The sequence below is a fragment of the Rhodococcus sp. WY5 genome, assembly GCF_018588185.1.
Taxonomy (GTDB): domain Bacteria; phylum Actinomycetota; class Actinomycetes; order Mycobacteriales; family Mycobacteriaceae; genus Rhodococcus_F; species Rhodococcus_F qingshengii.
On sequence record NZ_JAAMPR010000002.1, the window covers coordinates 47,118 to 59,039 of the forward strand.

11 protein-coding genes and 1 pseudogene are annotated in these 11,922 nt (G+C 59.6%); 6 read left to right on the forward strand and 6 right to left on the reverse strand.

Features of this window, described 5'->3' with window-relative positions; translation table 11 throughout:
* Window positions 1–5: 5 nt before the first annotated feature.
* Together G4D79_RS29260 and G4D79_RS29265 are read left to right on the forward strand one after the other, a co-directional pair.
* A complete protein-coding gene (locus G4D79_RS29260) occupies window positions 6–767 on the forward strand; it encodes an SDR family NAD(P)-dependent oxidoreductase (protein ID WP_206492446.1) in 762 nt (253 codons plus the stop codon).
* 57 nt (window positions 768–824) lie between these two features.
* Window positions 825–1,283 (forward strand): MaoC family dehydratase, encoded by a 459-nt coding sequence (locus G4D79_RS29265; protein WP_206492447.1) that lies wholly within the window; start codon window positions 825–827, stop codon window positions 1,281–1,283.
* A gap of 237 nt (window positions 1,284–1,520) precedes the next feature.
* On the opposite strand, the gene G4D79_RS29270 is transcribed toward G4D79_RS29265, so the two are convergent.
* Window positions 1,521–2,174, reverse strand: coding sequence for a TetR/AcrR family transcriptional regulator (locus G4D79_RS29270; RefSeq protein ID WP_214514681.1), 654 nt, complete (start codon window positions 2,172–2,174; stop codon window positions 1,521–1,523).
* 106 nt (window positions 2,175–2,280) lie between these two features.
* Window positions 2,281–3,915 carry an AMP-binding protein gene (locus G4D79_RS29275; RefSeq protein WP_206492449.1) on the reverse strand — a complete coding sequence of 545 codons (1,635 nt, stop codon included), beginning with the start codon at window positions 3,913–3,915 and terminating at the stop codon, window positions 2,281–2,283.
* A gap of 558 nt (window positions 3,916–4,473) precedes the next feature.
* Here G4D79_RS29275 and G4D79_RS29280 point away from each other — a divergent pair.
* From G4D79_RS29280 to G4D79_RS29295, 4 genes are all read left to right on the forward strand, one after another.
* Window positions 4,474–6,306: an NAD(P)/FAD-dependent oxidoreductase gene (locus G4D79_RS29280; RefSeq protein ID WP_214514682.1), complete on the forward strand. Its 1,833-nt coding sequence runs from the start codon at window positions 4,474–4,476 to the stop codon at window positions 6,304–6,306.
* A gap of 10 nt (window positions 6,307–6,316) precedes the next feature.
* Window positions 6,317–7,297, forward strand: a complete 981-nt coding sequence (locus G4D79_RS29285; protein WP_214514683.1) for an alpha/beta hydrolase — start codon at window positions 6,317–6,319, stop codon at window positions 7,295–7,297.
* Entirely contained in the window at window positions 7,294–8,316 is a 1,023-nt protein-coding gene (locus tag G4D79_RS29290) for a zinc-binding dehydrogenase (RefSeq protein WP_214514684.1), read from the forward strand. Before G4D79_RS29285 ends, G4D79_RS29290 begins: the two co-directional genes overlap by 4 nt.
* A gap of 153 nt (window positions 8,317–8,469) precedes the next feature.
* On the forward strand, window positions 8,470–9,306 hold the full coding sequence (locus G4D79_RS29295; protein WP_214514685.1) for a zinc-binding dehydrogenase: 837 nt from the start codon (window positions 8,470–8,472) through the stop codon (window positions 9,304–9,306).
* A 299-nt stretch (window positions 9,307–9,605) separates the two neighbouring features.
* On the opposite strand, the gene G4D79_RS35450 is transcribed toward G4D79_RS29295, so the two are convergent.
* The 4 genes and pseudogenes from G4D79_RS35450 to G4D79_RS29315 form a co-directional block, all read right to left on the reverse strand.
* The gene (locus G4D79_RS35450) at window positions 9,606–10,127 is read right to left on the reverse strand and encodes a zinc-binding dehydrogenase (protein WP_374223447.1); all 522 of its coding nucleotides are present in this window, start codon (window positions 10,125–10,127) and stop codon (window positions 9,606–9,608) included.
* Between the two features lie 197 nt (window positions 10,128–10,324).
* A pseudogene (locus G4D79_RS35455) lies at window positions 10,325–10,582 on the reverse strand (alcohol dehydrogenase catalytic domain-containing protein); the annotation flags it as partial.
* 20 nt (window positions 10,583–10,602) lie between these two features.
* On the reverse strand, window positions 10,603–10,902 hold the full coding sequence (locus G4D79_RS29310; protein WP_214514688.1) for a putative quinol monooxygenase: 300 nt from the start codon (window positions 10,900–10,902) through the stop codon (window positions 10,603–10,605).
* Entirely contained in the window at window positions 10,899–11,456 is a 558-nt protein-coding gene (locus G4D79_RS29315; RefSeq protein WP_308252617.1) for an aldehyde dehydrogenase family protein, read from the reverse strand. The genes G4D79_RS29310 and G4D79_RS29315 overlap by 4 nt, the downstream gene beginning before the upstream one ends.
* Window positions 11,457–11,922: the final 466 nt, after the last annotated feature.

Sequence of the window (11,922 nt, forward strand, 5' to 3'; positions counted from 1 at the left end):
TGAACATGAACGTACTCGACAGATTCCGCCTCGATGACCGTGTCGTTATCGTCAGCGGCGCATCGTCCGGACTCGGGGTGGCGTTTGCACGAGCATTCGCCGAGGCCGGCGCGGACGTCGTCCTCGCGGCTCGACGCGTCGACAAACTGCAGGATACAGCCGCGCTGGTTCGGGCGAGCGGACGCCGCGCTCTCCCGGTGGCAACGGATATCGCGGATCCCGATCAATGCACGAATCTGGTCGACGAGGCGATGGCGGCGTTCGGACGCGTCGATGTTCTCGTCAACAACGCCGGAATCGCGACCGCCTTCCCTGCTACCCGCGAAACACCCGATCAGTTTCGTTCGGTCATTGACATCAATCTCAACGGTTCCTACTGGACCGCACAGGCCTGTGGCAGAGTGATGCAACCTGGCAGCTCCATCATCAACATTTCCAGCATCCTCGGACTCACGACAGCCGGTCTACCCCAAGCTGCATACAGTGCCAGCAAGGCTGCCATCGTGGGATTGACCCGTGATCTGGCCCAACAGTGGGGCTCGCGGAAGGGAATTCGTGTCAATGCGATCGCCCCTGGATTCTTCGCTTCCGAAATGACGGACCAGTACCAGGACGGCTACCTCGACGGTCTGGCCTCTCGCATGGTGCTCGGACGGACCGGCGACCCAGCTGAACTCGCTGCGACACTTGTGTGGCTGGCCTCGGATGCCGCCGGTTACGTGACCGGACAAACCATCGCGGTGGACGGCGGCGTCACCATCACCTGATCGAGGATCCCCCTAACCGTCCACCGATCTCCTCTACACCAACCAGAGCAGGACAGCATGCCCACTACGATCGATAAGGTCGACGACCTCCACCAACTCCTCGGCCAGAAACTCGAAGACAGCGACTGGTTCGACATCACCCAGGATCGGGTCAATATCTTCGCCGAGGCCACGGACGACCGTCAATGGATTCACGTCGACGTCGATCGCGCCAACAACGAAAGCCCTTATGGCGGACCCATCGCCCACGGCTACCTCACGTTGTCGTTGCTGAGCGCTATGTTCTTGCAAGTACTCCATGTCCGGCAGGCGTCGATGGCAATCAATTACGGCTTGAACAAGGTCAGGTTTCCCGCATCTGTCCCTGTCGGATCCAAGGTTCGACTTAGCGCAGAGGTGACAGCTGTCGAAGATATCGCTGACGGCGTCCAGATCATTCTCCGAGCGACGGTGCACTGCACCGCGTCACAGAAGCCCGTGTGTGTCGCCGAACCCGTCTACCGCTTCTATCGCTGACCAGACCTTTGTGTGGACCTAGTCGGTTGTTTCCGAAGTAGTATCCGATCGAAATCTTTGTGCTTCGTTCGTAGTCAAGTGACGCACCGAGGTGTCATGGGTCCGACTGGAAGGTTGGCGAGCCCCCTGAGGGCCAACCTTCCGGTCGGCCGGTCCAGCTGCATACGACTCACCGAACTCGAAATTGTCCGCGCCACCAGCGGCTCGGGGGAACCAGGCCTCTGATTTCGGAAATGCCTAGGAAGCGGAAGCAGAGGCTGTGGTGATCCGCAACGTCATGCACCATATGTCTGCAAGCAAGTCCAAAGTTTCTGCGCGTTCACTCGGGGACGTATCGGGCTGCCAATACTGTGTTATGACGCTGTTGAGTTGCAGAACGAGCATCTCGATGAGCAACACCGCCCGCTGCCGTTCCGGCCCTTCAGGTAGCGACGCCTCATACTGCGTGAGCGAATGACCGATACGGTCGTAAACCGCACTCTGTGAGTTTCGCAGGGTGCTCTCGATGGCAAGAGCCTCGTTCCATGCAGAGACGAATTCCGCATGGTCGAGCCACCACTGTGTGGCGTCTATCAGCCAGTTGTGGATCGAACGGCGTGTTCCGGTGATCAATGCCGTGTCTAGTGTTTTCCAATGATCGAACGCAGACCGTGCAAGGAGATGATCGGCGGCGGCGAGAAAAATCTCCGGTTTGCCCGAAAAATGTAGGTAAAAGGTCGCACGGTTGACATCGGCGGCGTTGGTGATGTCGCGAATAGTAGCGGCAGAGTAGCCGCATCTGGTGAATGCGTCGTAACTTGCCGCAACCAAACGTTCGCGGGTCAGCCGCTTCTGGTCGTCCCGCATGGACGTCCGCCGACCAGGGGGAGGTTGGATCGAGTCCGTCGTCATTCTCATAGGATACGAGTTCCGGTTCTCGTCCAACGAGAGCCCGCCCTGGACGGGGACCGAGTGCGGGTACGTCTGTGTGAGGTGAATATCCGATCTCACGGGAAGTTCATTTCGTGGCAGCTTCGTACCCATCGGCAAACAGGGTTTGAGCAACCTCACGCATCTTCACTTTGCGGACCTTACCTGTCACGGTCATCGGGAAGTCGTCGACGACATGTACATATTTCGGAATCTTGTGTCGGGCGATCTTGCCGGACGCAAACGTCTTGAGATCGTCAGATGTGAAGGTAAGTGCTCCGTCGCGGAGGCGAACCCATGCCATGAGTTCCTCGCCGTACTTGGCGTCAGGGACCCCGATGACCTGGGCGTCGAGGATGTCCGGGTGAGTATAGAGAAACTCTTCGATCTCACGAGGGTAGATGTTCTCACCGCCGCGGATGACCATATCTTTTATACGTCCGGTGATTTCGACGTATCCGGCGTCGTCCATGACGGCCAGATCTCCCGTGTGCATCCATCGGTCACTGTCGATGGCTTCGGCTGTCTTGTCGGGCTCATTCCAGTAACCGATCATCACGCTGTAGCCACGGGTGCACAACTCACCGGTCTGTCCTCGCGGCACGATCTCGCCGGTGTCTGGGTCGACAATTTTGATTTCGAGGTTAGGCCCCACCTGCCCCACTGTGCTCACGCGCTGTTCGAACGTGTCGTCGATCCTGGTCTGGGTTGACACCGGTGAGGTCTCCGTCATGCCGTAACAGATCGATACTTCGGCCATGTTCATCGTGTTGATGACCTGCCGCATGACTTCGGCCGGGCAGGGCGAGCCTGCCATGATCCCTGTTCGCAGACTGCTGAGATCGTAGGAATCAAAGTCCGGCAAGGCGAGTTCGGCGATGAACATGGTCGGCACGCCATAGAGACTTGTGCACTTTTCCTCGACGACGGTTTCCAGCGTTTTGGCAGGGTCGAATCCGTCCGCCGGTATTACCATCGTCGCTCCGTGGGTGGTCGCTGCAAGATTGCCCATCACCATGCCGAAGCAGTGATAGAAGGGTACCGGAATGCAGATTCGATCGGCTTCGGTGTATTGGAGTAGCTCACCGACGAAGTAGCCGTTGTTGAGGATGTTCCGATGCGAGAGAGTGGCACCTTTGGGGTTGCCGGTTGTCCCGGAGGTGTACTGGATGTTGATCGGATCGTCGGTCGACAAGACCGAGGTCTTCACCGCGATCTTGTCCAGTTCCTCGGGGGTCGGCTCGACGAACATGTCGTCCCATTCGGGTGATCCCAGTAAGACGATTGTTTCCAAGTGGATGCAGTTCGGTTTGGCTGCGGTGAGCATCGCCGCGTAGTCGGCACCCTTGCATTCCGGTGCGGCAATCATCCAGCGAATGTCTGACTGATTGAGTGCGTATTCCAGCTCATTCTGACGGTATGCAGGGTTGATATTGACCAGAACCAAGCCGAGTTCGGCGGTTGCATACTGTGTCAACGTCCATTCGGCCCGGTTCGGTGACCACAGGCCGACCCGATCGCCGCGCGTCAAACCACGGCGATCGAACGATGCTGCGAGGGTCCGGACGTGATGTCGGAATTCTCGGTAGGTCCAGCGCCGTCCCGTAGAACGTTCCACGAGCGCCTCATTGTCTGGAAAAGCCTCCGCCGTCTGCTGCAACGATTGCGGAATCGTGAGGTCCAGGAGGGGTGCGTTGTCTCCTTGGGAATAGGACAGTGCCATGGTCGTGAGCTCCTAGTTGATCATCGAGGAATTGGTTGGTCGCGGCACGGTCGATGACTACATGAGGCCGACCGGTTTTATTTTCAGACATCGCATTCAGCTACAGCTCGGTGAAACATCCATCAGCTCGCCGAGGGGGCGAAACACCGATTCGGAAATCGCTTGCGGATAGAACGCTGTGGCGCAAAGCACAATTTTCACTGTACGATCTCACTCGACAGCATGTCGCGTCAATAGCCGCAAAGCGCCGGAAGTGACTCCTTCCGGCTCACCGGATTCACCGCCTGGGGCGACCGGGCCATGAAGACCGAAACAGCGCTTACCACGAGATATCGACAAATCTAGGGCCACATGTTCTGAACTGGGCGGTCTCGGGCGACATCAATCAACAATGTGATGCTTGACACGATAGAGTGTTGAATGAGATCTTAGCTATACGCAAATCGTGTTGCGGATCACATATTCACCCTTTCTGGGGTTGTCACCGAGAAACTCGTGAACACGAATCGGCTGATCCCGGCCCCCGTAAATCACCCATCAGCAAAAGGACCATCGATCATGACCGTGAGGCTCCCCGTGTCAGGTACACCCGTTCACGTCGACTTCGACCCCGACCGAACCCGCCAGCGTTTCGCAGAGGAACGCGACAGGCGACTCAAGCGCGAGACGTTGGGTCAGTTTCAGGGGCTGTCCGATGTGCTGGAGGTAGAGGATGTCGACCGATACGCTGAGCCCTTCGTTCGCGACGCCGTGGTCGAGGATGTCGAAGTCGCGATTCTCGGAGGAGGGTTCGGCGGCCTGTGTGCCGGTGCCTATCTGACCAAGCAGGGCATTACAGACTTCCGGATCGTCGAGCAAGGCGGCGACTTCGGCGGGACGTGGTATTGGAACCGATACCCAGGTGTGCAGTGTGATGTCGAATCGCACATCTACATACCACTGTTGGAAGAGACTGGGTATGTCCCTTCCAAGAGGTACGCAGACGGCGACGAGATCTTGGATCACGCGCGTCGAATAGGCGAGCATTTCAACCTGTACCGTTCAGCGCTGTTTCAGACTCTGGTGACCTCGGCAGTCTGGCTGCCCAGCGAACAGCGATGGGAAGTCCGAACCAACCGGGGCGATGTCATACGGGCGCGGTTTGTAGTCCGTTGTAATGGGGTTATCAACAAACCCCAGGTTCCGCGGATTCCGGGGATCAATGACTTCACAGGAAAGATCTTTCATACGAGCCGGTGGGATTACGACTACACCGGCGGCAATCAACACGGCAACTTGGATAAGCTTCGAGACAAACGTGTCGCGATTGTTGGCACCGGGGCGAGTGGGGTGCAGGCGGTCTCCTACGTGGCAGCGAGTGCCAAGGAATTGCTGGTAGTGCAGCGGACCCCGAGTACGGTCGGTGCGCGAGACAATCACGCGACCGACCCCGACTGGGCTGCAAGCCTCGAGCCGGGCTGGCAGTCCGCGCGTCACCGTAATTTCAACGGTCTGGTCAACGGCCATGACCTGGAAGAAGACCTGGTCGGTGACAATTGGACTAGAGTTTTTCCCTATCTCAACGGCCATGCGCTGATCGATGTGGATCCGTCTTCGCTGCCAGTCGAGGATCAGATGGCGTTAGCTGAGATCGCAGATATGCAGCTGACTCTCGATATCCACAAACGAATCGATGAGATCGTCGAGGACGAGGCTACAGCTGCTGCGCTCAAGCCTTGGTACGGCTATCTCTGCAAGAGGCCCGGGTTCAACGACGGGTACTACCCTGCGTTCAATCGCCCCTCGGTGAACCTCATCTCCGCTCCGACTGGTGTCGATGCGCTCACGGAGACCGGAATCGTCGTCGCGGGCAAGACATATGACGTCGATCTCGTTATTTTCGCCACCGGATTCGAGACCGGAAGTTCATCTCCGTCGCGCTACGGCTATGACGTGACCGGACGCAACGGTCAGCTGCTGAGTGACTACTTCTCCGATGGAACGAAGACACTGCACGGGCTGGTCACTCATGGCTTCCCCAATTTTTTTGAATTGGGGTTGAGCCAGAACGCTTACCTGGTCAATTTCGCGTACATGCTCGACCGGAAGGCGCATCATGTCGCGCGCATCATCAATCACGCAGTACGCCACGAAATCAATTCGATCGAGCCTGATCTCCACGCCCAAAACGCGTGGGTCTCGAAGGTTCAGCAGGCCGCCGAGGAGTACCTCCAGTATTCCTCGACCTGCACTCCCGGCTACTACAACGGTCAGGGCGACGTTTCGCACGCGTTCTTCCAAGATGCCTACCGCATCAGTGAAGTTGATTTCTGGGATCAGATGGACACCTGGTGGGACGCCGGAACATTCGAGGGCCTGACCCTGGACACTCTCGTGCCCGCCAATCAATAGGAGAACAAAAATGCCCTCCAACGAGATCACTTCACCGCTCGACCCCGATGCGCAGGCTGTCGCCGACCAGCTCGCCGCGGTTCTACCCGCTGGATTGTCAGGCTTGGGCGTCGACGGTGTCCGAGCATTCGGTGAGCAGACGAGCACACAGACACCGCCAGCCGCCGAGGTCCACCAGGTTAGCGAGCATCAAGCGCCGGGACCACACGGCGACGTGCGAGTGCGGCTGTACCGACCCGAATCCGACACCCCTGTCCCTGTCCTGCTCTACATCCATGGTGGTGGCTGGACGATGGGTTCCATCGACGGGGGCGTCGACTACCTCGTACGTGACATCGTGCGAACGATCGGAATCGCCGTGGCATCCGTCGACTACCGCCTGGCGCCGGAACACAAATTCCCGATCCCGGTCGAGGACAGCCAGGCGGCCTTGGCCTGGCTCCGCGACAATGCCTCGGACCTGGGCTTGGACCTGTCACGCATCGCGATCGGCGGCGACAGCGCTGGAGCGAACATCTCGGCAGCTATCACGCATCTCGACCGAGGCAACGCCACACCTCTGGCCGCCCAGGTACTGCTGTTCCCCGCGACCGAATACGCAATCTACCGCCCATCGTGGATGGAGAACGCCAACGCGCCCCTTCTGACCACCGCTGACACAATCTGGTTCTGGGGACAGTACCTCCGTACGGAGGCCGACCGCACCGATCCCCGGGCCACCCCGGCAAATGCCGACTCCTTCGCCGACCTTCCACCGGCGCTCGTGGTCGTGGCCGGACACGACCCGCTCCGCGACGACGGCCTCCACTACGCAGACCTCCTCGACAGCGCCGGAACTCCCGTCGAGATCGCCCGATTCGAGGGGTCGTTTCACGACTTCATCGTCATGCCCGCCCTGGCTGCATATTCACGTGGCCTCGACACGATCACTGTGTTCCTTGACAAGGTGTTGACCCCCGCCGCACCGATGTCAACGGAGTCAGCTTCATGAGTGGGACCATGCGAGGCGCTGTACTCGATTACGACACCCACACCGTAAAGGTGCAGGACGTTCCGATCCCGCAGCCCGGCCCAGGAGAGGTCCGGATCACGGTGAAAGCAGCCGGAGTCTGCCTCTCCGACGTTCACCTTGCCACCGGCCAAATCAAACCGATCTTCCGTTCCGAGCGCACCGTGATCCTCGGTCACGAAGTCTCCGGGGTGGTCGACCAGCTAGGCTCCGAGGTCGAGGGCTGGGCGCCCGGTGACCGTGTCACGCTCTTCCCGATCACCGACAAGGTCGACGGCCCTCGCACGCAAGGCGTCGACTACGACGGCGGGTGGGCCGAGTACATCGTCGTGCCGGCCGCCAACCTGATCGCGCTTCCCGACTCCGTTCCCTTCGACCAAGGGGCGATCCTTCCAGATGCCGTTTCGACGCCGTGGGGCGCGATCGTTTCGACCGCCGCGACCCGACCTGGCCAGTCCGCCGGTGTGTGGGGCTTGGGCGGACTCGGCATCCACGCCGTCCAGATCCTGCTCGCGATCGGCGCCGCACCCATCGTTGCTGTCGACCCATTACCAGTCGCTCGGGAACGTGCGCTCGCGGTTGGCGCCGACATCGCACTCGACTCCACAGCTCCGGACTTCGTCGACCAGCTGATGAAGGCGACCGGAGGTCGCGGCCTTGACCATGCCTTCGATTTCGCCGGCGTGCGCGTAGTGCAGGAGCAGGCACTGTCGGTACTCAGTGCGGGTGGCCAGCTGACCTTGGTCGGAATCAGCGGTCAGCCGTTCACGGTGACCGACCCTCAACGGCTGATCGTCTACAAACAGCAGGTAAAGGGACACTTTGGGTCGGTGATCGAGGAGCAGAGGAGCCTCGTGCGCCTCACTGCGCTCGGGCGTCTCGATCTCAGCGGCTCGATCAGCCGTACGCTCCCCCTCGAGCAAGCCCCCCAAGCGCTTCACCAGCTCGAGCACAAGGAGGGCGACCCGATCCGGATCATTCTCGACCCCACCCTCACATGACACAGCGCCACTCACATACTCGCCGAGCGAAACGGAGTACGCCATGAAGGCATGGTTGTTTACCGAGGTCAACTCACCACTCGAACTGGTCGAGCTGCCCGATCCGATCGCAGGACCAGGACAGGTTGTCGTCGACGTCAAGGGCGCGGGTCTATGCCACTCCGACGTCGGAATCATCGAGGCCCCGGACTGCCATGGATCGCCAAACGCCCCATCATCCTCGGTCACGAGGTCGGCGGCATCATCACCGACCTCGGAGAGGGGGTAACCGGCCACTCGATCGGCGACCGTGTCACGATCGGCTATCTGAAGCCGCCACCATGGGGCCCGGGTCTGGGCCGAGATGGCGGGTACGCAGAGAAAACCGTCATTTACGAAGACGAGATCATCGACGTGCCGGACAATGTCTCCTTGGTCCAAGCCGCAGTCGCCTTGGACTCCGCCGCCACCTCGTACCATGCTGTGCATACTGTCGGTGGGGTCACCAAGGACTCTGTCGTCGGGATCATCGGCCTGGGTGGACTCGGCCTGGCCGGCGCCCGCTTCGCGGCGCTGACAGGGGCGACGGTATACGGGGTGGATACCAACGAAGGCGTCTTCGCGGAAGCAGAGCGACTGGGTGTCACCCAAACCTACACTGACGCTGCCGATCTGGTGCAGCACTCGCCCGACGTCGTTGTGGACTTCGCCGGATTCGAAACCACAACCAGTGCTGCGCTGCATGCGGTACGACAAGGCGGGATCGTTGTCCAGGTTGGCCTGGGCAGCATAGAAACGACGATTTCGAAACAGGACCTGGTCCTCAAGCATGTTCGACTGGAAGGCTCTTTGGGGAGTTCCCAGGAAGACCTCAAAGCCGTCCTCGGTTTGATCTCGACTGGCGTCTTCACTCCGAAGATCGAGCAGATCAGCTTCGACAAGATAGGAGAGGGCATCAGCAGACTGCAGAAGGGCGGCCTGACAGGCCGACTGGCCGCCGCGCTCGACTAGGGGTACACAATCAGATCCGTTCCCTCGGAAGGGTGCCGACTTGGCTGCACGAGATATCGACAGCAGCGGAGAATGTTGCGACTTAGTCCTGGCTCCCAACCCCGCCGAACTTTGAGGTACGACAGGAGTGCATTACATCCAGTTGTGCGGAACACCCTTGCCCCAGAGGGTATGGAGGTCGGTCGGTTACGCCCAACGTCCATACCCACAACAACTAACTCTGATGTCTGCAAACCGATCCGGCTGAGAGGAAACTCTTTCCAGACCAAGGTTTCGCGTCTACGAAATAAATTGCAATATTACCTTGTTCGAAATCGTTCGGTCGAGAGCGGTACGGAAGGCGGTCTCTGCGTCGCGGACATCGAAGGTGTGTGTGTCAGCATTGGCGTGAGGTCGGTCCCTGCGGCGAGAAGCTTGACGGCGTCGGTGATTTCATCCAAGAATCGAAATGAACCGAGGTAGTCGACCTCTCTCGTAACCAGGCGCGCAGGATCGAGGCTGATGTCACCTGCGGGGAGCATCCCGACTTGCACGATTTTTCCTCCGGGACGGACGCAGTCGAAACATTGTTTCAGCGCCTGCGGAACACCAGTTGCTTCGAATACGATATCGGCATTCGGAGTGAGAGTTTCATCGTGTGCAATGTTCACCACGCGATGGGCCCCGAGTTCCGCGGCGATTGTGAGCGCGCGGTCCGTTATGTCGCCGACGCAGATTTCCGAAGCCCCGGCAGCAAGCGCGCTGACGATGATGAGGCAGCCAATCGGCCCAGCGCCGTTGACCACCACACGCTTTCCCTGGATATCGCCGACTCGTTGCACCGCATGCAACGCGACTGCGAGGGGTTCGGATGCTGATGCGATCCGGGTATCGAGGTGCGGCGGAAGTACTCGTATTTGCGAAGCGCTGACGACGACGTATTCACTGAACGCCCCATTGCTGTGTGGTAAGCGTGCAGCGCTTCCGAGGTGATCGACTTCCGGCGAGAGATGCAGCGTTTTTCGCCGAACGTAGCGCAGGGGGAGGGCAATGTGGCGGGGTGAACGGTGACCCTCTCCCCCGGTTCGATTTCGGATACGTCCGCTGCAACGTCGACGATGCGGCCAGTGATTTCGTGACCGAGCACAATGGGCTCGCGGACAATCGATGTACCGGCACCGCCGTGTCTCCAGTAATGCAGATCCGATCCGCAGATACCTGCGTACTCGACACGAATCTTGACCGAACCCGGCACAAGTTCCGGTTCTGGCACGTCCTCCACTCGAAGATCGTTCATACCATGCAGGACAACGGCTTTCACGAGAACTCTCCTTCAAAGGCGGGATGCAGCGTTTCCACAGCACGCGAGATCAACCGCGGCGCGATTTCGCCCAGAATCACATCTTTGAAATGGTCGGTTCGCCGGTGCTCTTCCAAACTTGCTTGTGAGTCCCGCCCTTCGATCAACACGATCGAGTGGTTATCCGTGACATAGGCGTGGAAGTACAGATTTCCTACCTCTACTCTGGTCAGTCTGGCTGCGACAAGTAGAGCGTCGAGAACCCCTTGGGGCGACTCGGCGTCAACCTCGTAATGCGCAAGCGTTGTGACGGTCATACCTCAACCGCCATGTACTTGGTCTCGAGGTATTCGTGGATGCCACTCGTGCCGCCTTCGCGACCGAGCCCTGAGGCCTTAATCCCTCCGAACGCTCCGGCCGGGTCCGAGACGAGTCCCCGGTTGACGCCGACCATGCCCGTTTCGAGGCGTTCCGCATAGGCCAACGCCTGGGTCTTGGAGAACATGTACCCGACGAGACCGAATTCGGTGTCGTTCGCTGCGCTCAGTGCATCCTCGTCGGAATCCACGCGGTAGACGACAGCCACCGGGCCGAAAATCTCCTCGCGTGCGATGCGTGCCAATAGTGGAACGTCGATGAGGAGTGTTGGTTCGAAGAAAGATCCGTCACGCTCGACCCGTGAACCGCCAACCAGTAGACGACCGCCTTCGTCGACGGCGAGAACAAGATCGGCGAGCCCGTCCACGGTCAGAGAGTGCCGCGCAGCCACTGTTCGAACGAGGGCGCGCACTTCTCGTAGGCGCTCCGGCGTTGCCGCAACGGATAGCGACGGCGAGTGCGGCGTGGCGAGTGCCCGCTCGAAAGACCTCACAGCGGCGGGCTCCTGTACATGCTAAGGGCCAGGACAAACCTCGATGAGGCTTGTCCGGCCCGGAGAATTGGTCAGCATTTCAATTACCCTGTGCGAATCAGCTTCAAACATGCAGTTCTCACACCACGATAGGACAAAGGAAAGCGAGGCAATCTGCCATTCCGGTTCAGAGATTCGCCCGTCATGTGGCACGCTTCCGACGAGTCTAGGAACGCGACAGCGGCGGCGATATCGGCCGGCTCACCGACCCGACGAACCTACGACACGGAGCAGCTACCGGACCCGATCCCTGGTAGCGGACACAGCTATGAGAAAGCGTCTGAGAACGCGCGATGGTGAGCAGCGCTGACGATCGTCGGTGGGCCCTGACTGGGTCAATGATAAGCAAGTCGCCGCCCGTACCCAGGAGTCCGCAATGTCATTCCGCAATTTCATTATCGCCGATTTCGATGGGTCCGTCGGCGTC